The sequence below is a fragment of the Levilactobacillus yonginensis genome (assembly GCF_003946265.1).
GTDB lineage: Bacteria > Bacillota > Bacilli > Lactobacillales > Lactobacillaceae > Levilactobacillus > Levilactobacillus yonginensis.
The window spans coordinates 1-22,583 of the sequence record NZ_RHNO01000021.1 but is presented as its reverse complement, the minus strand read 5'-3'; the positions used below and the strand labels follow the sequence as shown (position 1 = coordinate 22,583).

The 22,583-nt window shown below is 46.9% G+C and carries 16 protein-coding genes and 1 pseudogene; 11 read left to right on the top strand and 6 right to left on the bottom strand.

Annotated features, from left to right (window positions below):
* Positions 1–9: 9 nt before the first annotated feature.
* Positions 10–1,227 carry a mandelate racemase/muconate lactonizing enzyme family protein gene (locus EKM87_RS09975; RefSeq protein ID WP_125684334.1) on the bottom strand — a complete coding sequence of 406 codons (1,218 nt, stop codon included), beginning with the start codon at positions 1,225–1,227 and terminating at the stop codon, positions 10–12.
* A gap of 372 nt (positions 1,228–1,599) precedes the next feature.
* Between EKM87_RS09975 and EKM87_RS09970 the strand changes: the two genes are divergently transcribed.
* The 3 genes and pseudogenes from EKM87_RS09970 (at position 1,600) to EKM87_RS09960 (ending at position 5,433) form a co-directional block, all read left to right on the top strand.
* Positions 1,600–2,583 carry a hydroxyacid dehydrogenase gene (locus tag EKM87_RS09970; RefSeq protein WP_125684332.1) on the top strand — a complete coding sequence of 328 codons (984 nt, stop codon included), beginning with the start codon at positions 1,600–1,602 and terminating at the stop codon, positions 2,581–2,583.
* Between the two features lie 21 nt (positions 2,584–2,604).
* Complete coding sequence (locus EKM87_RS09965) at positions 2,605–4,002, top strand: SLC13 family permease (protein ID WP_125684330.1); 1,398 nt, start codon at positions 2,605–2,607, stop codon at positions 4,000–4,002.
* 95 nt (positions 4,003–4,097) lie between these two features.
* Positions 4,098–5,433, top strand: a pseudogene (locus tag EKM87_RS09960) (gluconate:H+ symporter).
* 104 nt (positions 5,434–5,537) lie between these two features.
* On the opposite strand, the gene EKM87_RS09955 reads toward EKM87_RS09960, so the two are convergent.
* A complete protein-coding gene (locus EKM87_RS09955; RefSeq protein ID WP_125684329.1) occupies positions 5,538–7,370 on the bottom strand; it encodes a DUF5776 domain-containing protein in 1,833 nt (610 codons plus the stop codon).
* 320 nt (positions 7,371–7,690) lie between these two features.
* Between EKM87_RS09955 and EKM87_RS09950 the strand changes: the two genes are divergently transcribed.
* The 7 genes from EKM87_RS09950 (at position 7,691) to EKM87_RS09920 (ending at position 16,643) form a co-directional block, all read left to right on the top strand.
* A complete protein-coding gene (locus EKM87_RS09950; protein ID WP_125684327.1) occupies positions 7,691–8,419 on the top strand; it encodes a GntR family transcriptional regulator in 729 nt (242 codons plus the stop codon).
* 274 nt (positions 8,420–8,693) lie between these two features.
* Positions 8,694–11,153 (top strand): phosphoketolase family protein, encoded by a 2,460-nt coding sequence (locus tag EKM87_RS09945; RefSeq protein WP_125684325.1) that lies wholly within the window; start codon positions 8,694–8,696, stop codon positions 11,151–11,153.
* Positions 11,154–11,372: 219 nt separating this feature from the next.
* On the top strand, positions 11,373–12,320 hold the full coding sequence (locus EKM87_RS09940) for a helix-turn-helix transcriptional regulator (protein WP_225428433.1): 948 nt from the start codon (positions 11,373–11,375) through the stop codon (positions 12,318–12,320).
* 905 nt (positions 12,321–13,225) lie between these two features.
* On the top strand, positions 13,226–13,816 hold the full coding sequence (locus EKM87_RS09935) for a tetratricopeptide repeat protein (protein WP_125684323.1): 591 nt from the start codon (positions 13,226–13,228) through the stop codon (positions 13,814–13,816).
* A gap of 52 nt (positions 13,817–13,868) precedes the next feature.
* Positions 13,869–14,561 carry a hypothetical protein gene (locus EKM87_RS09930; RefSeq protein ID WP_125684321.1) on the top strand — a complete coding sequence of 231 codons (693 nt, stop codon included), beginning with the start codon at positions 13,869–13,871 and terminating at the stop codon, positions 14,559–14,561.
* Between the two features lie 286 nt (positions 14,562–14,847).
* On the top strand, positions 14,848–15,954 hold the full coding sequence (locus tag EKM87_RS09925) for an SPFH domain-containing protein (RefSeq protein WP_125684319.1): 1,107 nt from the start codon (positions 14,848–14,850) through the stop codon (positions 15,952–15,954).
* 8 nt (positions 15,955–15,962) lie between these two features.
* Complete coding sequence (locus EKM87_RS09920; RefSeq protein ID WP_125684317.1) at positions 15,963–16,643, top strand: hypothetical protein; 681 nt, start codon at positions 15,963–15,965, stop codon at positions 16,641–16,643.
* Positions 16,644–17,366: 723 nt separating this feature from the next.
* Here EKM87_RS09920 and EKM87_RS09915 read toward each other — a convergent pair.
* The 4 genes from EKM87_RS09915 to EKM87_RS09900 are packed head-to-tail and all read right to left on the bottom strand — an operon-like array spanning position 17,367 to position 21,391.
* Positions 17,367–18,620: an ABC transporter substrate-binding protein gene (locus EKM87_RS09915; protein ID WP_225428432.1), complete on the bottom strand. Its 1,254-nt coding sequence runs from the start codon at positions 18,618–18,620 to the stop codon at positions 17,367–17,369.
* A gap of 5 nt (positions 18,621–18,625) precedes the next feature.
* A complete protein-coding gene (locus EKM87_RS09910; RefSeq protein WP_404819679.1) occupies positions 18,626–19,447 on the bottom strand; it encodes a carbohydrate ABC transporter permease in 822 nt (273 codons plus the stop codon).
* Positions 19,448–19,449: 2 nt separating this feature from the next.
* Positions 19,450–20,355, bottom strand: a complete 906-nt coding sequence (locus EKM87_RS09905) for a carbohydrate ABC transporter permease (protein WP_125684367.1) — start codon at positions 20,353–20,355, stop codon at positions 19,450–19,452.
* Positions 20,348–21,391: an ABC transporter ATP-binding protein gene (locus EKM87_RS09900; RefSeq protein ID WP_125684311.1), complete on the bottom strand. Its 1,044-nt coding sequence runs from the start codon at positions 21,389–21,391 to the stop codon at positions 20,348–20,350. The genes EKM87_RS09905 and EKM87_RS09900 overlap by 8 nt, the downstream gene beginning before the upstream one ends.
* Positions 21,392–21,729: 338 nt before the next feature.
* Here EKM87_RS09900 and EKM87_RS12405 point away from each other — a divergent pair, with 338 nt between their 5' ends.
* Positions 21,730–21,906, top strand: a complete 177-nt coding sequence (locus EKM87_RS12405) for a hypothetical protein (RefSeq protein WP_164506477.1) — start codon at positions 21,730–21,732, stop codon at positions 21,904–21,906.
* Positions 21,907–22,583 lie beyond the last annotated feature (677 nt).

The window sequence follows — 22,583 nt, the reverse complement described above, 5'->3', positions numbered from 1 at the left end:
TAACCTCCCTTAGTCAACAGTAACAATCTTGCATTTAGCAATCGTTTCTTCAGTTAATTCTTGGCCGATTCCAGGACGGTCTGGAATATCGATGTGTCCATCAACGGCTTGGAAATCATCGTACTTGCAGGTTGAGCGGTCTTTAGCGTTGCGGGCCCGTTGGTAAACTTCGTGAATCAAGAAGTTCGGGATAACGGCTTCAACTTGAACAGCGGCTGCAACGGCAATTGGACTCCCGCAGACGTGAACTTGAGCATTGATATCGTAGGTGTAAGCCATGTCACAGATCTTCTTAGCTTCGGTGATGCCCCCACATAGGCAGAGATCAGGTTGAGCAACCTTGATGGAACGGTCTTCGAAGAATTTACGGAAACCGAAGCGGGTGAAGACGCGTTCGCCGGCAGCAACGGGGATGTTGACGTGTTCAGCAACTTCCTTGGTGTTATCGGAGTTCAGTGTATTCACGGGTTCTTCATAGTAGAGAATGTTCAAATCTTCTAGTGCCTGACCAATCTTAATGGCTGATGTGGTGTCAGAGTTGGCATGCATATCAATGATGATGCCCAGGTCATCACCACCAGCTTCACGCATAGCTTTAACCCGGTTATAAGCCACGTTGATTACGTGTTGGGAGACGGTCCCACGGGTTTGCCATTCGTCACTCCCATCGGGCTTTTCACTCAATAGAATTGGATCAAACTTTAAGGCATCGTAGCCTTCTGCCATGATGCGCTTAGTGACATCGGCATACTCGTCGGGAGTGTAGAGCTTTAGTTTCTTAATATCTTCACCCCAGTTGTACTGTAATTGGCTGGCATAGGAACGCAGGTGATCGTTGGTTTTGCCACCGAGTAATTGATAGACGGGTGTATTGTAGTACTTTCCTTTGATGTCCCAGAGAGCAATATCGATCGCACTGATAGCGGCGTTAACAACGACCCCACCGGCAATTCCCCAATATGTAGTCGTTAATAATTGATTCCAAATCTTTTCGATGTTGCGGGGGTCCTCACCGATAATGACTCGACTGAAGTCTTGCAGCATACCGAATCCACCACGCCAGCCTTTGCCATAGGCTAAGCCGGCTTCACCGAACCCAGAGATACCTTCGTCGGTGTTGATCCGAATAACTAAGGGAGACCAAGCTTCCTGGCTACCTGATCCGTTACCACTAAAGCTAGGATCTTCGCTAGGCACTTTCATGATGTCGATGCTCGTAATCTTCATAGCATTATTCCTCCTAACAAATTAAGTGAAGCGTTTACATTCTTAGCATAGTGACTAAATTCACTAATTGACAGATACGACTTGTTCGGTAGGGCGACTTATAGTTGCTGTGAGTGTCTCTCATAAAATTCAGATAAAATCTTTAAAAATCAATAAACCGCTGGCTTCATAGGGTATTTGGCGTATACATCTCTATGAATAATCTGTAGAAAGAGTTGGCCATTCACTTCTGCGGGGACTAATTGTTCACATCAGGTCAGATTGGTCGCTTCCTAATAGTGAAAGCCCTCACGTATACTTATGGCAGAAGCTAATTGTGATTGTCGTTTCCCGACTAGCAATTCTACATATCTATTACAGGAGGTCAGTTCAATGAAGAAAGTATTGATGAGCGAGAAGATTGACGATGCTGGTATTAAGTTGTTGGAAGACAACGGTTTTAGTGTCACCACCTCTCCCGCGACTGATGTTGAGACCATGAAGAAAGAGATTCAAGATGCATACGCTGTGATTATGCGTTCTTCAGAATTACCAGATGAAGTTATTGCTGCTGGTAAAGAATTGAAGATCATTTCTAGAAATGGAACCGGTATCAATAATGTTGACGTGGACAGTGCCACGAAGCACAACGTTCTGGTTGCTAAGGTCAATGGTGCCAATGCATTTGCCGTGGCTGAATATGCTTTAACTTGCATGTTGATGTTGAGCCGTAAAATCGTGAATGATGATCGGTTGGTTCGTGCAAAAAAGGACAGTTTGGCCGAATATGGGTCAATGCCAAACTTCTCTACTCAGATGGGTATCAATGGTAATGAACTTCGTGGAAAGACGTTGGCCATCTTAGGTGTTGGTCGGATTGGACGTCAGTTGGCTAAGTTTGCTGAAGCCTTTCAGATGAATGTTATCGGCTATGACCCGTACGTAAAGGATGATCCCGTTAAGATGTACGACTCGTTAGATGAAATTTATCCAATTGCCGATTTCATTTCAGTACATATGCCTTACACACCTGAAACTGCCAATATGATCAGCAAAAAGCAACTGGCTATGATGAAGCCTAACGCCATCCTGATTAACTCAGCTCGGGGCGGAATCATTAATGAACAAGATTTAGCGGATGCCTTAAACAAGGGCGAAATTGCTGGTGCTGCTTTAGATTCATTTAGACCAGAACCCCCAGCTCCAGATAACCCCCTGTTTGCCACTGAAAACGTGCTCTTAACTTCTCACATCGCCGGAACAACGGCTGAAGCTAACCGGGCACTGGGTGTGGGTGCTGCGCAAGCTATTGTGGACTTTACTAATGGTAAGATGCCTGAATTTCCAGTAAATCCAGACGTCTTTGCCACGAATTAACGCTGAGGAGATGTCATTGTCATGAAGCACGGAAAATTAATTGCCGGTGTTATCGGACTAATCTTAGGAATCATCATTGCATTCTTTATTCCAGTTCCACATGGGTTAACGCACGCGGCCATGGTCGTCTTGGCAACATTAGTCACGGCGAACATCTTCTGGATTTTTAACGTCATTCCTAGTTTTGCCACTGGGTTATTGATGCTTTCTTCTTGGGTCGTTTTAAATGCAGTTCCATTTGAAGATTCATTCGCTATTTTCTCTTCCACAACGATGTGGATCATTATCGGTGGTTTGGCCTTAGGGGCCGCAGCCACTAAGACTGGGTTGATCACACGGATCGCCTATAAGATCATGTCATTCTTCCCAGCTAACTTTAAGGGACAGTCACTGGCACTGTTTATTTCTGGGACGATTATTGCGCCCATGATTCCTAGTGCGCACCCTAAGGCTGCCATGAGTACGCCTTTAGCTAAAGGGATTAGTAATGCTCTGGGATACAAGCCAAAGAGCGCTGCTAGTTCAGGGTTGTTTTTGGCTGCTATGTGGGGCTTCTTCGTTACTGAAGGTAGTTTCTTAAGTGCCACTGCTCAGAACTATGCGTTCAAAGGACTGCTACCAGCTAAGTATCAAGCTGTTCTGTCATGGGGAAAGTGGTTCATTATGATGCTCCCATGGACGATTGTTATTTTAGTTGCTGGTTACTTCTTACTTAATTCCTTGTTCAAACCAAAGGATGATAAGCCGGTTTCTCGTGAATTTATCAATAAGCAGTTGTCAGATTTAGGCGGGATGTCTAAAAACGAAAAGATTACGGCTGTTTCAATTTTATTAGCCATTATTATGTGGATTTTGGAATCCACCATTAATATTCCATCTGCAGTTACTGCTCTAATTTGGGTAAGTATCTTGGTTGCTTTGAAAGTATTGACGCCAGATGACTTTAAGTCTCGTCTGAGTTGGTCAACGATTATCTTCATTGGGACTGTTATGGCGTTAGGAAACGTTATGCAGACCGTTGGATTGACTAATTGGTTGCGAGACGTCTTAAAGCCAGTTATTGGACCGGTCGTTGGCAACATCTGGATTGCTGTCATCGTCTTACCAATTGTCATTTACTTAATCAAGTTTGTCGTGGTCTCCCTGATTTCAGCCGGGACGCTGGTAACTCTGGCTTTGCTGCCATTTGTTACGCAGATGGGCTTCAACCCTGGCATCTTGGTTATTATCGTTACGACTAGTGTCAACGTTTGGTTATTGTCATACATGAACGCACCATTCCTGACTGGGTCAGCCGCTGTTCAGGATAGTATGGCGTCTCGGGCTTCGATGGCCAAATCTTCTGTCGGGTACATGGTCATTAACATTATTGGGTTACTGGTTTGTGTCCCTCTGTGGCAGTTAATGGGCCTAGCTTAATTAGGTCGGTTTGCCAAAATAAAAGCCAACGCACGAACGCGTTGGTTTTTGTTTCAACTTATTAGTGAAAATGCTCACATTTGGAGGTGCTACAATTGCCAATTATTGCGATAATATTAGGAATTGCCATACTGATTTACATGATCATCAGACTAAAAATGAATACCTTCGTATCTCTGGTGATTACCTCAATCTTCGTTGGGTTATTCTTAGGGATTCCGTGGACACGAATTGCTGAGGTCGTTGAAAAGGGGATTGGTGATCAGGTTGGCCACTTAGCCATTATCTTTGGGTTAGGGTCGATGCTGGGTAAACTGATTTCTGATTCCGGGGCTGGTCATCAGATTGCGATGACGTTAACTGAAAAGTTTGGTCCTAAGTACATTGAGTGGGCTGTGGTGATTTCGGCTTTTGTCATTGGGCTGGCCCTGTTCTTTGAGGTAGGTCTAGTCGTGCTGTTGCCAATTATTTACGTGATTGCCCAAGAGATGGACATTGCCTTACTCTATCTGGCTATTCCAATGGCGGCGGCACTGAACGTGGCTCACGCCTTCTTGCCACCTCATCCAGCACCAACAGCGATTGCTGGTATTTTGGGTGCACCATTAGGTCAGGTCTTGTTACTAGGGATTATTGCGGCTATCCCAACGGTTATTATTATGGGGCCGGGGTATAACCACTTGCTTCATCGATTAGCCCCGCAGATTTACCACAAAAACGTTAAAATTGCCGTTTTAGGTGACGTGAAGATGGATTGGAAGAAGGATGAGCTGCCGTCATTTGGTGTGAGCCTGATGACCGCGGTCATGCCAGTCATCTTGATTGTGATTGCAACTTTGGCGAAGTACCTATTGCCAAAACATTGGCTCGTGTCAGACTTTCTCCAGTTCATTGGAATTCCCGACATTGCTATGATTCTGGCACTGATCTGGGCCATTTATGGTATCGGCCTCAAACGGGGAATGCATATGAAACAGATTGGTCAGTCGTTTGAGACGGCCATTAAGCAGATTGCCATGATGCTCTTGATTGTTGGTGGTGGCGGTGCCTTCAAGGAAGTTCTGGTTGAAGGTGGCGTTGCAAAATATGTATCACAGATGTTTACGAACTTAGACCTCTCCACTGATTGCAGCTTGGTTAATTACGGCTGTGCTACGGATCTGCTTGGGGTCAACCACGGTTGCCTCATTGACAGGTGCCGGTCTGGTAGCACCGATGATTGCGTCGACAAGTGTTGATCCAGCACTGATGGTCTTAGCAGTTGGAGCTGGTTCAGTCTTCTGTGACCACGTTAACGGCGCTGGTTTTTGGATGGTCAAGCAATACTTCGGATTGACCTTGAAGGAAGCCCTGTTGTCTTGGACGACGCTGACCATGGTGATGTCAGTTGTAGGACTGGTTGCCGTGCTAGGCATTTCAATATTTGTTTAAGTCAATTAGTTTTATGATTCTCAGGATTTACATACATGATAAAAGGGATACGTCGCAGACGTATCCCTTTTGCGTTAACAGACTTTAGGTGTTATTAGCTATTACTACTTCACTGCCGCAACCAATCGTGGATTAGCGGTAATGTAACCACCGGCAACCCGGTAACGTAGCGTTCCGGCGGTTGTCGTATTCTGACCTTGAGAGTAATCCCAGCCGAGTATTCTGAAGGTGTGGTGCGCCCGCTGCGGGTAATGTTGTTTCCGTTGCGTGAGGTTCACGTTAGCATAGCGGTTCACGGCAGTTTTGACCCGGACTTGGACAGGTACACTGTATTTTCCAGCAACGACAAAGTGGCGATTTCCCGACATGTATTTCCCATTGGTGAGGAGTAAACGGGGCGTCTTCCCGTGTGTGACGATCTTTTTGACAGCTAGTTGTTTTCCTTGGGCGTAGGCGACTTGAGGTTGAGACAACCCTGCGGAGCCGTAACCGTTAATGCCACCAGGATTGATGACGGTCACAGTCCGCGGGGCGTTTTGGTAGTAGCTAGCCGTGACGTAGTCGGCCTTAGTCGTGACGTAACCAGTCTCACCATACGTCTGGGAATGCCGGTTGGCGTCTCTAACCTGATAGCGCTGATTACCAGCTTTAGAAGTAGTGACACCAGTTACTAAGAAGGTCGGTTGCTTCATCTGTGTTTTTTTGGCGAACCAGGCTAGTCGGTTGGCTGCACTGAAGTTCTTATGGCTATACAGACCGATTTTTTGGGTCGCTGAGAGATAAAATTGTTGGAAGTCTGCTGTGTCATTTTCCGTTGGTGTGCTTGGTGTGGGGGTCGGTGTCGGTACTTCGGGTTCCTTGATGGCCATGCCTGGTTGAGGCTCACGCACGTACGTTTGATTACCGGTGATTCCGTGATCTTCACCATCATAGAGACTAAGTAATTGTTGGGTACTGTCATTCACTGTTATGTCTGAATCACCCAGAACGGGGCCCTGAGGATCATAGACCTGATAGTTCTGCAGAAAGTCGTCGTAGCCAGCAAATGGTGGTTGCTGGTTTAAGTTAAAGCTGACTTTGCCGTTACCGACTTCCTGCCAACGATTAGTGACCATTGAATTACTGCTTGTTAGATTGTAGAGCCCACTATCTTTGAGAATGAGAGTGGGACTGACGGTGAGGCAGTTGAGTTGGGCGCTGGGCTCAATATAGTTAGTGTAGTTCGCAGCGAGGGTGTCGGGTGAAGAGAAGTTGCCTAAATTGAGGACCTGTAATGCCTTACAACCCAACGTTAGCCCACTCAGGTTGGCAACGTTATCTGTCTGCATTTTGGAGAGGTCCAAGTAAACGAGTGAGGTATCATTTTGAAACATATTGGCGATGGAATGAGTATTGCTGGCTGCGAAGCTCGGCGCAGTAAAGGTTGTCAAAGCTGAATTGCCGGTAAACATGCCCATGAAACCCGAACCGCCGACAATATTCGTGCTGTCTAAGTTAGTAAGGTCTAAATTAGCCAGTCCACTGTAATCGGTTACATTTGTAAAACCAGCAAATAGGTAAGCGGCGTTGACACCGACGTTAATTTTCCCCGTGACGGCAATCTTCGTCACCTTGTCTTGGAAATCGGTTCTGGAGAGATTGTCCTGGTTATCTTCAACCAGATCAGTCAAAACTTGGCCATTGGGAAGCGTCAGCCAGCGACCAGAAAACTTGCGCAACGTACCACCCTTTAGCGTTAGCGTGCCGTTATTTAGGGTCCAGGGAATACTGGTCTCACCGGAGCCAATAGTACCTGAATAGCTAGTTTCATCGACAGTAGCTGCCCGGGCACTTGGTAAGGGTTGTCCCACGGGCAGACTGCCCTGCTGGGGAATGGGAGCTAATGGACTCAAACCGATGAGCAATCCTAACGTGAGTAAGCCTACTTTCCACTTCATTTAGATAAACCTCCCTGAAATAAATGCGTGTTAAACGAGTCAAATCGATTTATTATTGTCACGGTTAGTGTATCATTGAGCAACCTTGATAATGAACAATATTGACTCGTTTATGGGTAAGTATTTAGAAACGCTAAAAGGCAACCGAATATTGAAGGAATTATTAACGGATTAGGGCCCTGCTTTGACTGAACAACTGGGAGTCACTGCGCTTTAAAAATGGGCGGTTCATTCTTTGAGCAAATTGGTAAGACCAATTAGAAAAGTCTGTTATACTGGGAGCGATTATCAGCGTGTAAAGCGGAACGTAGGAGAAAATGATGGCAGATTTGATTTACAGGGAGGTCGTGAATGACCTCAAGAAAAGAATTCTCAGTGGTGAGTTTGCGGATCGTAAGTTCCCCGACGAACGGCACCTTAGCGAGAGCTATCAAGTGAGTCGGAGTACAGCTAAGCGGGCGCTCAACGTATTATCTGAGCAGGGAATCGTGTTTAAGAAACGGGGTTCCGGCACCTACGTGAATCCGTTGTATTTAAAAGATAAATCAATCTTTCGCTTTGAAGGGAAGAACCTGGGTGTGACGGATAGCCTTCAAATCGGGGATGAACAACCCCGAAGCGATATCCTAGATTATCAGGTGATTGCGGCAACCCCTGAGTTACAACAGGATTTATTTCTAAGTAGCTCGGATTTTGTCTATCGGATTAAGCGGCTCCGGATTTTTGAAGATCAGCCGGTGATCATTGAGACGGGATATATTCCCATCAAGATTTTGCCCGACCTATCACCCGATGCCGTGAAGACTTCTATCTTTAATTATTTACACGCGGCCCAGGGAAAATCGGTGACGCGGTCATTTCTGTCGATCTCAGTGGCCCCCTCAACGGTTGAGGACCGGCAACTCTTACATTTGTCAGCGACGGAACCGGTGGGCGTCATGGACGGTATCTTCTTCCTGGACGATGGGACCCCGTTTGAGGTTTCTAACATGCGGTTGCACTATCAGTACATGAAATATAATACATTTGTTAATTTGAATGAAGATTAGTTGATTTTTACCGGGAAGGTGCTAAATTTACCGGTAGGCGGACAACAATGATGGATTGTCCCTTCAAGCAATCGTTCTGCGTGAACGGCTTTTTGAAGGGGTAATTAATCAATAATCACCAGAAAATCTAACTAATTTTGGAATTGGACCGTATCAATTTTGAAAAAGGTTGACTTTTTGAAATTTTCCGGTATTATTGGGAATATAAATTAACCTCTGATTCACGTTGATTGTGTAGAAGTTTGTTTACCTAAGACGAAGGAGTGTAAAATTCATGGCAGTAGATTACGATTCCAAGTCATACTTGGAAAAGGTTGACGCCTGGTGGCGTGCTACAACTTATCTTTCCGGTGGGATGATCTTTTTAAAGAGCAACCCATTGTTCTCAGTTACCAACACACCAATCCAAAAAGAGGACGTTAAGGTTAAGCCTATCGGGCACTGGGGTACTATCTCAGGCCAAACGTTCCTGTACGCACATGCTAACCGTTTGATCAACAAGTACGGTTTGAACATGTTCTATATCGGTGGCCCTGGTCACGGTGGCCAAGTTATGGTTACTAACTCTTACTTGGACGGTACGTACACTGATGACTATCCTGAAATTACTCAGGACCTTGAAGGTATGTCACGCTTGTACAAGCGGTTCTCATTCCCAGGTGGGATTGGTTCTCATATGACTGCCCAAACGCCAGGTTCACTCCACGAAGGTGGGGAACTTGGTTACTCACTCTCCCATGCTACTGGTGCTGTTTTAGACAACCCAGACCAAATTGCATTTACTGTAGTTGGTGATGGGGAAGTTGAAACTGGCCCTGCTATGACTGCATGGAACTCCATCAAGTTCTTGAACCCTAAGAACGATGGTGCCGTATTACCAATCCTCGATGTAAACGGCTTTAAGATTTCCAACCCAACGTTATTCTCTCGGATGAGCGACGACAAGATCGCTAAGTTCTTCGAAGGTTTGGGCTGGTCTCCTCGTTTCCTTGAAAACGAAGATATCCATGACTACATGACTTACCATGAAAAAGCTGCTAAATTGTTTGACCAAGCTATTGCTGACATCAAGCAAATCCAAAAAGACGCCCGCGAAAACGGCAAGTACGAAGATGGGACTATCCCAGCTTGGCCAGTTGTTATCGCTCGCTTGCCTAAGGGTTGGGGCGGTCCTAAGCACAACCCAGCTGGCGAACCAATCGAAGGTTCATTCCGTGCTCACCAAGTTCCACTTGGTTTAAGCCAAAACAACTTCGATGAATTACAAGAATTTGAAGACTGGATGAACTCATACAAGCCAGCCGAATTATTCAACACTGATGGTTCATTGAAGGCAGAAGTCGCTGATTTCGCCCCTAAGGGTGACAAGCGGATGGCTGCTAACCCAGTTACGAACGGTGGTCGTCACCGTGGCGAAAAGGCTGACATGCTGGACTTGCCTAACTGGAAAGACTTCGCTAACAAAATCGACGCATCTAACCGTGGGACTAACCTGCCAGATGCTAACCAAAACATGGACATGAACGTTCTGTCACACTTCTTTGCTGGCGTTGCCACTAAGAACCCATCATCATTCCGGATCTTCGGACCTGATGAAACGATGTCCAACCGTCTTTGGGAAATGTTCAAGATTACGAACCGTCAATGGATGAGTAAGGTCAAGGAACCAAATGACCAATACGAAGCTCCAGAAGGCCGTATCTTGGATGCTCAATTGTCAGAACACCAAGCTGAAGGTTGGCTTGAAGGTTACACCTTAACTGGTCGTACCGGTGTGTTCACGTCTTACGAATCATTCTTGCGGGTTGTCGACTCAATGACGACGCAACACTTCAAGTGGATCCGTCAGGCAGCTGCCGAAGACTGGCGTAACGATTACCCATCCCTGAACTTGGTTTCTACTTCCACTGTGTTCCAACAAGACCACAACGGTTACACCCACCAAGATCCAGGTATGCTGACCCACTTGGCTGAAAAGAAGTCTGACTTCATTCGCCAATACCTGCCAGCCGATGGGAACACGTTGTTAGCTGTCTTTGACCGTGCTTTCAAGGACCGTCAAAAGGTTAACCACATTGTTGCTTCTAAGCAACCTCGTCAACAATGGTTCTCTGTCGATGAAGCAGAAGAATTAGCTACTGAAGGTATCAAGGTTATCGACTGGGCTTCCACTGTTGCTGAAGGTGAAGATGCTGATATCGTCTTTGCTTCTGCCGGTGTTGAACCAACCATCGAAACTTTGGCTACTGTAGACCTGATCAACGACGCCTTCCCATCTGTTAAGATGCGTTACGTCAACGTTGTTGAATTGGAACGTCTGCAAAAGAAGAACGGGCCACTGAACGCAGAACGTGCTTTATCTGATGACAAGTTCAGTTCATTATTCGGTCAATCCGGTACGCCAGTACTCTTTGGTTTCCATGGGTACGAAGACTTAATCGAATCAATGTTCTACGAACGTCAACACTTAGGCTTGAGCGTACATGGTTACCGTGAAGACGGTGATATCACGACTGCTTACGACATGCGTGTATACTCCGAACTTGACCGGTTCCACCAAGCTAAAGATGCTGTTAACATCTTGATCAACAAGGGTGCTATTGACGAAGCTGCCGGTAAGGCCTTCGACAAGAAGATGGATGACATCTTAGCTAAGCACTTTAAGGTTACCCGTGACGAAGGTCATGATATTGAAGAATTTACGAAGTGGCAATGGACGCCATTGAAGAAGTAATTTCTTTCAATGAACCTAAATTTCAACTAGTGTGTTAACTGCCAATCGGTGGTTAGGATACGGGGACGCGCAATTCTTAAGTGAATTGCGCGTCTTTTTTTGTCGTAGATAATTGTTAAACGCAGGTGACGGTTTACTTTTTCAGTGAGACGACCCATAATTGGATTATCTATAATAATTAAGGGCTGTTCATAAGGTCTATGGTAGGAGGCGAAGCGTATGCAAAGTAATCAGCGAATAGCAGAGTTATTGGTTCGCTTGATGGTTGGTGAGACCTTGAAACAGGGAGAACTTGAGTCGCGTTATGGGGTTAGTCGACGAACTAGCCAGCGAGACTTGGCATACATTCGTCGGGCACTATCGGAGTACGCTGCCGGTGACTTAATTGAAAATCAGGGAACGTATCGGTTGTCGCGGCAAAGTGAATCGACGGATTCTGCAATGGTTCTAACGGCTAGTAACATTCTGTTAGGTTCACGAGCACTGAATCAAGTGGAGTTGACATCGACCTTGGCCTATCTGAGTTCGAATCTTTCGCCGGAGATGCAGTTGGCAGTGCGTCAACAGTTAAAACTCTCTCGGGGAAGCTATGTGCCACTGTCCCGGGCCAAGCCACTGCTTCATCGGTTGCGGGAAGTGGCCACCAGTATCGCTCAGAACCAAAAGATGGTCTTTTCCTACCGGAGTAGTCGCCCAGAAGAGACGACGGCTCAGATTCATCACGCACAGCCAGTAGCGTTGTTTTTTGAAATTTTTTATTTTTACGTGGCCATGTACAGCGAAGAACACCATGGTTACTGGTTGTATCGGCTCGACCGTATCGAAGATATTTTGGAAAAACTGCCGGGAGAAAAACTGGATTATGACGAACGGTTTTCGTTGCAGGAACACCGACACTACACGTACCTACTGGATTCCGGGTCGATGACGCAGGTGCGGTTTATCTATCGGAACTACATTCAGACGGTGCTGGACCATTTTCCCGATTCACGGGTTATCAAGACAAATGCGGACGGCAGCCACGTGGTGGAAGCCTACATCAAGGTGGACGGCGCGATGCTGTGGCTGATGAGTCAGGGGGCGGGGCTCCAAGTCCTATCGCCACCATCACTGGTCAAACGAATGCGTGACGCTCTGGCCGCTGCTTATCGGCAATATGATGAATGAGGTTAGACCTGCGGCTGTCAGAGGTTCCGCCTGCTGTGGGGAGCGCCTACGGCCTGAAAAGCGGTCCTTCGGCTCGGTTTGAAGCCTGGGAAAACCACCAGTCTCCAAACACGTCCCACGCTGTAAGCCAAAAATCGGCTAACACCGTTGACACAGCTGGCTCCACCTCTGACAGCCTCCGGTTAAACGGATTCTTGGCAACTAAGCTAGTTTAGTTGCCTGAATGACAGCACTTACGCAATATTATTGGCGAACCGGAATGCGGCAAGTTGTCACTATGTCTGACTAACCCCCAATACCTAATCCTTGTTGTATCTGGCATAGTGGGTGTTTCAGTATTTTCAGTCTTTGGTTAATATAAATAAAATGTTTCTGGGATCCGCCACGATTAAGTTTGTGGCGGATTTTATGTCTATTAAGGTTTTTTTAAACTTTTCTGCATTTATTTCATCAAATGACAGATTATTGTAAACCGTTGTTGTATAATAACTTTTAGTTATCAAATCATAATGAGTTTTACACAATTTAGAACAATATGATTTAGGGACTAATTAATAAAGCGAAAGGAACCTGGGGCGTTGGAATGCTCGTGATTAGAGGGTGTATATTTCGGGTAACATCCGGTTATACCTTCTAGTTAAAAAGTAGTTATGAGACTTGATTGTATTGTTAAGTGCAAGGTTGAATTGATTACATAATCGCGTGAGAATTGGTTGCGCAAGGCCATTAGAACTGTCGCTTTAGTTGTGCTGAGGTTTGGCTTATTTTTTTCAGTCTGATAACTCTTATTAGAGTGAAAGGTCGGAATTTAGTCAGGCAAACGAGCGACTAGGCTGCGGGTTAACTAGTGTTTGATCATTCAGAATGATCGATAATAGAATTATTTTAGCAAGGTGGGAAAAATTTTGGAAAGCGTCGTGGAATTAACTTGTCCGGGGTGCGGAGCTCGTGTGTCGACTGGGCAAAAGACCTGTCAGTATTGTCACGCACCAATCGTGATTTCAACGTTTAATAGTGTGGCCGGTATGTCCGCAGCAGATCTGAATAAGCATGCCCGGTCATATCGTCAGGGATTGAAGGATCATCCTGATAATAAGGATTTAAATAAGTCTCTGGCCATGTGCTACCTCAAACTAAAGATGTACGCACAGGCGGCGGCAGCATTTGCCCATGCAATCGAGGATAATTTCGACGATTCCGAAAGCTTCTTTTATGCTGCTCTGACTACTTTGCAGGGCAAGAAAGCCTATTTAGCTGGTCGGAAGGCTGTTGACCAAAGTGAAGAGTACATTAACGCTGCTTTGATGATCGAACCAAAGGGTATTTATTACTACTTTTTAGCTTACTTGAAATACGATTTTTTTGCGCGTAAGCATTTTCGTACCACGCCAACTTATGAAGAGGCGTTGGCGAATGCGCAATCGACGGGATTATCCGAGACTGATATTGAACAACTTTATATCATCTTAGGCGTTGCCCGTCCTAGTTCTTTATAGTGTCACCAAATTATTAATGGTTAATAAAACCAAAAGTGGAGGAATTTTTTTCATGACAGTTATACTTCTTATTTTGATTCTTGCAGTGGCTTACTGGTACATCGTGTTTGGTTCTGCCGAAGCAAAAGCTATTCGGCAGCGCAAGCATGGCAAAACGCCAGACGAAAAGAAGGTTATTGATTACTTCTTACGTCATGGTCTTGCTCGTAAACTAGCTGGTGTTATGTCAGATTCAGATTACATCACTATGGTTCAAACTAGAGCCAACAGCTTGAACTTACGGCAAAAGGCCATTGAACAAACTGGTTTAGATGAAGATGAAATCAGCGAAATCAAGCCAATTAATCTGGTGGGTTACGAATTCGGTAAGCAATCATGGGCGCGACGGACTGATGACGATAATCAAACAGTCAGTTCACGCTATGAATTGACCTGGATTTTATTCAGTGAATCTCAGATGCACATGTACAAGTATTCATTTGATATGGATCAGAATTGGCACAATACAGAAACTGAAGAGTTCTTCTATCAAGATGTGACCTCCGTTTCAACAGCTACTAGTTCAGAGTCAGCTCGGTTCGTAGAAAAGGGCGGTGAACGAGAAGAAACTGTTGATACCACGCAATTCCGGGTGATTGTTCCTGGTGACAAGATGTACTTTGCGATGAACGGAACTGACCTTTCAACGGCCAACGAATCAGTAAAGGCCATGAAGCAGATGTTGCGTGAAAAGAAGAACGCTTAAGCTTTAAGTCGAGAGGTACTGGGGTATATGAATAAATTCGTTGCGTTTAGCCGTTACCCACGGTGCAGTGACGGTGGCATTAAGCGATAATGGGTATGCTCATAAGAATAATCATTCTTTTAAGCACAGACTATTTAAATTAAGATATAACCCACAATAACATTAAACGAGATGAAGGCTTACCGACTGATACTAATCATTGTGGCAGTTAAGTAAGCTCTCATCTCGTTTTTGTACAACTAGTTCTTTAGGCTAACTAGCAATCTGAATTATAAGGAGGAATTTGATGTCATTATTTGGTCGAAACAAAAATGAAGCGGCCTTCGTTAACGGCAAGAAGCACATGACCGACGTCATTAAGAATACTGGCGCAGGAGAGTTGCTGATTTGGCGGCAACCCGAAGAGGATTTCAATACGAATTCCACGGTGGTCGTCATGCCTGGTGAAGAGGCTATCTTTATCAAGAGCGGGACGATTGAACAAGTCTTTGATAACGGTACCTATCATTTGTCGACGGAGAACTACCCATTCATCAGCCGGTTGCGCAATGCTATGTCCGGCGGTGTCAGTACTTTTAACTGTGTTGTCTATTTCGTGCGGAAAGCGGACAGTGAGGAAATCCTCTGGGGTTCCCAAACACCGATCCAGGTACGAGACAAAGTTTGGGGAATTCGGACGTCTGCCCGGGTCCGTGGTGCGTACAAGGTGCGAATCACTAATCCAGCAAAGTTTTTAGAAAAATTACTGGGTAATAACGTTCCTTACCAAACGCAAGATGAGTTAACGAAGTATTTTTCTAACGAGTTTCAAGGAAAAATCAAGTCAACTATTTCCATCTTTTTGAATGGCCTTCAGCAGGAACTGATTGGGTTAGATGCCTATTTAGAAGACCTATCAACGCAAATTGCGCCTAAGCTCGATGAGGTTTTTGCCGACTACGGATTGACCTGTGTCACATTCTCACTGGCCGGTTTAGATATCGATACCACGAAGTACGATGCCATTGATGAATCTCAAATCGGCGCCATTGCTAAAGGCAAACTGGCTCAAGGGGACAAAGCGGTTATGGATGTGCTTGGTGATGATTGGGGTAAGCAACAAGCGGCGAATATCTTAACGAACCTTTCAAATAATTCCGGTGCTGGCGGTGTGGCCGCGATGGGTGCGGGGATTGGCATGGGCGTAGCTTCCGGCGGCGTGGTTGGCGATATGAGTAAGCGAATGCTGTCTCCATTAAGCGGTGCTGCCGAACCCAAAGAAACTGCGAAACCAGCAGATGATCAACCAGATGATATGGCCGTTCTAATGAAGCTCAAAAAGATGCTAGCGGCCTCTTTGATTACACAGGAACAGTATGATGCCAAGGTGGCAGAAGTACTGGACCGGATGTGAGGTGCTAGATGTCTAAACAACAAAATCTTTGGGTACTCTTGGACGCAATTTTCCTGATAGCCTTTAACATTGTTTTCTTCGTCTTGGGAGGTGCTAATCAAGCAGCCAGTGTTTGGTGGGCATATGGATTTATTCACTTGTCTTACGTGCTGTTACTGGTTACGCCCTTCATGGTGCGGAGAAGTAGTAGTGCTGCTGTCTTTAGCATGTCACTGTACAGTATTTCAGCGACGTATTTCTTTATCACGTTTGTGTGTGGCTTGATCTTTATTTTCTTTTATCCAGACCAGGGAACGCTGAGTCTGGTCAGTCAGGTCATCATTACGGCACTGTACGCGATTATCTTGATTGCCCATATTATTGCTAATGAACGAACAGCGGACGCCTTAGTTGTTCATGAACAGGAATTACAGTTTGTTAAACGCAGTTCTGGCAAACTAGCGGGTATTCTGGCACGGACACAGGATGCAGACTTAAAGAAAAAAGTCGAAGAGGCTTACGACTTGGCTCACGCTAGTCAGGTAAAGTCCTCGCCGGCTGCTCAATTGACAGAACGCTCTGTGCTAGCCACGATTGACCAGTTGGAACAAGCAACGGCGGTTCGTGATCAAAAGGAAATGGCTATTTTACTGGATCAGATTATCAACGGTATTGATAGCCGCAATCGCCAGTTGAAGTTTGCACAATAGTGAATTTCTAAGTGAGCTGCACTTGTGACGACAGGTAAGCAGTCCTATTACAAGTATTAATTGCTAAACTAAAGGTTGAAAGCACTGAAACAACCAGGATTGGGTATTGGGATTTAGTCGGATATAGTGAAAAATTGCCGCTTTACCGTTCGCCAAATTTGGACTGGAACGCGATGGGAAGGACGGGACAAGCCAAAAAGTGGTCTTGTCCCTCGCTTGAAGCCGCCAAGCACGTCTTCAAGTCGCCATTTTCAAGAAAGACACTTGAAAATACCACGGCTGAATCCAAATTTGGCTCGCTCTTGGCTACCTAGTGGCATGCCAATAATACTGAGTAAGTGCTGTCACTCAGGCATGCAAGCTAGCTTACTTTTCAAGAACCCGTTTAACCGAAGGTGGTCAGAGGTGGAGTCTGCTGTGTCGACGGTGTTAGTCGATTTTCGGCTTACAGCGTGGGACGTGTTTGGAGACTGGTAGCTTTTCCAGGGGTCAAACCGAGCCGAAGGACCGCTTTTCAGGCCGGAGGCGTTCCCCACAGCAGGCGGAATCTCTGACTGCCGCAGGTGGCTGGGTGAGACTAATTTTAAACCTGTAATGCTTTACTAGTCTTGGTTTGATAACGGTTTTCTAACTTGCAACCTTTAATCGTTAAACTAAATATCATTGTAAAGAAAGATAGTCCCAGAAATCACACCTGATTTCTGGGACTATCTTTTTTTGCGATTATTGATCAGCAAGCATGGTTTTTACCTGTTGCTGCAGCTTAGCTAATCCCTTTTCTGGTGTCGTTTCGCCAGTACTTAACTGACTAAGCATTTGGTTCACGTCAGCCTGATATTGGGTGTACCCGACGAGGGTGGGGTCCATGAAACCATCAGGCAGTGATTGGGCCGCTGCCTTTGCCAGGGGATGTTGGCGTAAATACTTTTGGTAATTCTGACTCTTTAACGCGGTGGTTGTTAGCGGGAGATAACCGGTGGCCTTGGCCCACTTCAACGTTTGCTTCTTAGCCAGTAAGAACTGCATAAAGGCCGCCGCGCCTTTACGTTGGTCCTTAGAAGCTGATTTAAAGAGGACTAGGTCGTTACCGGCAATGGCGGGTCGCCGCTTGCCCTGATAACTCGGCTGTGGTGCTGTTCCCCAGTGCAGTCCCTTAGGCGTGCTGGTCTGCATGATGCCTAGTGCAGCGGATGAGCCACTGTAGAAGAGGGTCTTGCCCTTGAGAAAACTGATGTTACCGAAGCCGTCTGCACCGGCCGTCTTCGCGGTCTTGGCCTGTAACATGTCGTAGATGACGTGGGTGGCGCCGACAATGTTCGGACTGGTCAGTTGCGGCTGTCGTTGATACAATGGCGTACCGGCCGCCTGAGCGAGTGAATCGACCTCGGATGAAAGGCTTTGGTCTAAGGCCAGCCCCGTCAGTCCCTGGGCACGGACTTGTTTACCAGCTTTGGCAACGGCCGCCCAAGTTTTGGGGACCTGGATATTATTCTGTTTGAGGAGGTCGCGGTTATAGTAGAGCACCCGAATCGATTTAGAGAAGGGCAGTGCGTAGGTCCTGCCCTGATACTGAGTTGCCGCCTTGAAATTAGGGGCAATTTTACCCACCGTTTGTTTGGCAAGGTATGGGTCGATTGGCGTCACAAAGCCACCGCGCACATAGTTGGGGACGTTAGTATAGGTGGTCTGGGCCATCGTTGGCAGGGTATGTGATTTAGCCGCAGCCGTAATCTTTTGTTGGACGTTGGCGAAATCTCCCTGGGAACTTCCCACGATCTTATAGGTGGATTGAGAGTGGTTGAAGTCTTTGATCATCTGGTTGAGAGTCTGTTCACTGGCGCCACTGGTACCATGCCAAAAGGTCACTGTCACCCGTTGTTGGGCGGTGGGTTTGGTTTGGTGCTGCGTACAAGCGCTGAGGGTCCCTAGCAGTAGGAGAGCACCAAGGCTAAGACTGAGGTGGAAAAAACGTTTCATCGGATTCATCCTTTCAAGTGAGTTGCAGAGATCCCCATGACCAGGTACTTTTGCAGACCTAAGTAGAGGATTAATAATGGCAAAATGACACAGACCGTGGCCGCCATCAAAAGGGGATAATTGGCACCCTCTGCGGTGGTGAAGGCAATCAAGCCAATCGGCAGGGTCCGTAGATTGTCGCTGTTCGTGACGATGAGTGGCCACATGAAGGCGTTCCAAGAAGCAATCACCTGTAGGAGCGCCACCGCTGTGATGATGGGGCGCGTCGTTGGGACCAAGATGTGCCACAGGTATTGCCAATCGCTGGCACCATCGAGGTGTGCTGCGATGTAGAGGGTGGCGGGTTGGGAACGGAAGGCTTGATGGAGTGCCACCACCATGAAGACGCTGGCCAGCCACGGAACAATGAGTGCTGCGTAGGTATCCACCCAGTGGAATTGGGCCAGCGTCACAAAGTTGGGAATCAAGAGTAGTTCCCCGGGCACCAGCATGAGCGCAATCAATAGGCCAAATAAGGTACGGCGACCATAGAATTGGAGATATGTGAAGGCAAAAGCGGCTAAAATACTGGTGATGAGTTGGCCGACCGTGGTAGCGGCAGTTACCAGCAAGGAGTTTAGGCAGTACCGGGCAAACGGTGCCGCCTGCCAAACGTGCCAATAATTCAGCCACTGCAGTGACTTGGGCAGCCAGGTCGTCGGAATTGTCAGGGTCGTGGCCGCTGGTTGAAGGCTGGTGACTAACATCCAGGCAAACGGAATGAGTATCAGAATGGCCCCCAACGTTAGGAAGAGGGTGCGGGTGACTAGTTTTAAGTAATGACGCATCATTAACGACCTCCTAACTGGCGGCGACGGTGGCGGTAATAGCCGTAGGTCAGGAGGGTTAAACCGCCGACCAGAACGAATAGGACGACCCCGCTAGCAGCGGCTAAGGTGAATTGATTCTCCACGTAAAATTTTTGATAGAGATAGTACATCAGCGTGAGATCGGCGTTGCTGGGGCCAGCCGTCCCGTGGAAGAGCGCGTAAACTTGGTCGAATACCTTAAAGTTAGTAATGCTGGTGTTGACGACAATCAGAATCGTAATGGGCAACAGCAGCGGCCAAGTCACATTGGTGAATCGTTGCCAAGGACTAGCCCCGTCGAGCGTGGCAATTACAGCGTATCGTTGATCGATGTGGTTGAGGCCAGCTAGAAATAGGATAATGTTGATGCCGAGTCCTTGCCACACACAGACCACCATCAACGCAGGTAACGCGTAGTGGGGGTCATTTAACCAGTCAATGGCGTTGATCCCGAAACAGCCTAAAAAACGGTTAAGGAGACCGCCATCCAAACGAAACAACCAATTCCAGACCAGGCCAATGGCCACCGTGGAGGTCACAAACGGCAGAAAGTAGATGGTCCGAAAGAAGCCGGCTAGGTGACGCGAGCGGTTGATTTCGAGGGCAATCAGTAAAGATAGCAGAACCGTCGTTGGCATGACGACGAGCACTAACAAAAGCGTATTTCGACAGGCGAGTTGAAAGGTGGGGTCGTGCCAGAGCGTGATGAAGTTTCCCCAACCAATCGCGCTAACCCGGTTGGTGTAATAGTTATAGTGGGTGTAGCTGCTCATTAAGAACGCATGAATTAGCGGCCAGACAGCAAAGGTTCCCGTAATGATGAGGAAGGGTGCCAAGTAGAGTAAGGCCTTGAGGGTAGATTTGACACTGGGCTTGGCGTTAAGCATGAGCATCACCCGACCAAAGACACATGCCAGCGTGGTTAAATAGATGACAACCTTGTGGGGCAACGGTTAGGGCAACCTGAGTTGCGGTCGTGGGGGCAATGGCGGTGCTGACAAAAGTACCGACCAGATTATGTAGGTGCGTTTGCGTGTCACGGCCCAACTGAACCTGCTGGGTAATATTGGCCGAAAAGGTTGCTACGTCGGGCGTGGTGGGCAGGATGGTCTCACTACGGATACCGAGCGTGGTGGCTTGAGCGAGCGCACTAGCTGGCAGTAAGGCGCGTAACTTTGCCGGTAGCGTTGCGACTGGCAACAGGTTGATTGGGGGGTGACCGATGAAGGCGGCGACGGCCTGATTATGTGGGTGACGGTATAGCTCGGCACTGGTGCCAACTTGTTGGAGCTGGCCATTGGCGAGAATCATGATGTGGTCGGCAATTTGGAGGGCGTCCTCTTGGTCGTGGGTCACCAGTAAGGTCGTGACGCCAGTCTGTTGTTGGATGTGGCGAATGACGGTGCGGAGGTCTTCACGCAAGGCTGTGTCTAGGCTGGCCAGGGGTTCGTCCAATAGCAGGAGGTTGGGTTGCTTAGCGAGCGCCCGGGCGATGGCGACCCGCTGCTGCTGGCCGCCGGAAAGGTTACGGGGAAACTCATCGAGTTGATCGGTCACTTGGACCAGTTCCGCCAAGTTCGTAGCTCGTTGATAACGGTTATGTTTCTTGACGTGGGCCATTTTTAAGGGAAAAGCAATGTTATCCCGCACGGTGAGGTGGGGGTACAGCGCGTAATCCTGAAAGACCATGCCAATGTTACGCTGTCGGCTATCCTGTGAGGTGACATCGGTCTGATCAAACAAGATTTGACCAGCTGCCGGGGTCAGTAGCCCGGCAAGCAGGTTTAGAATCGTGGTTTTACCGCTCCCGCTAGGACCCAGTAGCGCGACTAACTCACCGTCGGGGATGGTCGCTGAAAAATGGTCTAGGATAGCGGGATGGTGGTCATAGGCCAATGTGATGTTTTGAAGGGCAACCTGCATGGTGTCGCCTCCTTTCGTTAAAAAACGCAATGTTTTGTCGACGGATTACGTCGAATGACTAGGAAATCACGTACCGGTAACTGTTTGAATGGTAATGATTTTACTCAGTATAGATATCTTCCATTATAGCCGATTCAAAATTATTGTGGTATAAATTATTTTTATCCGACATTATTCGTTATTGTGAAAATGTCTTGACTTAAAGCACCGTATCACAACGGGGTTAGCCGCTAGAGCCCTTGATATAACAATACTTGTAAGACGTTTCGTTTCGTCCGCTGGTTGTTTTCTGCTAAAGTTAGCTGTGAATCAGACAGAGAGATGGGAGAACAGATGAAATGGCAAAAGAGGGGAAACGCCACAGTATTTTCGGCGACGTTATCGCCATTGTGGGGTTAGGGATCATTGTGTATGGGTTTCAATTTTCAACGGTGGTAACGTCGTTAGTAGCGCTGATTGGTTTTAGTTTTACCGTTTTTAGTCAGGATATTGGCCGCATGATTTTTCGCAGATAATAGCAAATCAGATTAAGTCTAAAGGTTGAAAGTTAGTCTCACCCAGCCACCTGCGGCGGTCAGAGATTCCGCCTGCTGTGGGGAACGCCTCCGGCCTGAAAAGCGGTCCTCCGGCTCGGTTTGAAGCCTGGAAAACCACCAGTCTCCAAACACGTCCCACGCTGTAAGCCGAAAATCGGCTAACACCGTCGACACAGCTGGCTCCACCTCTGACCGCCTCCGGTTAAACGGGTTCTGGGAACTAAGTTAGTTTAAATGTCTGAGTGACAACACTTACGCAATATTATTGTTGCTCCACCAGGCAGCCGAGAGTGAGCCAAATTTGAACTCAGCCGTGGGATTTTTAGGTGATTTTCTTGAAAATGGCGACTTGAAGACAGGTTTTGTGGCTTCAAGTGAGGGACAAGACCGCTCTTTGGCTTGTCCCGTCCTTCCCACCGCGTTCCAGTCCAAATTTGGCGAACGGTAAGGCGACAATTTCCCGCTATGTATGATTAAACCCTAATATCCAATCCTTATTGTGTCAGACATAGTAGGTGTTTCAGTATTTTCAACCTGTAGTTAAGTTAAATAGATAAGTAAACCGGCTAAGCCCTGAGGGAGTGTTTAAATAATTATGTGTAAATAGAAAAATAAGCAATTGAAAAGGGAAAGCCTCTCCCTTATGATAGTTAGCA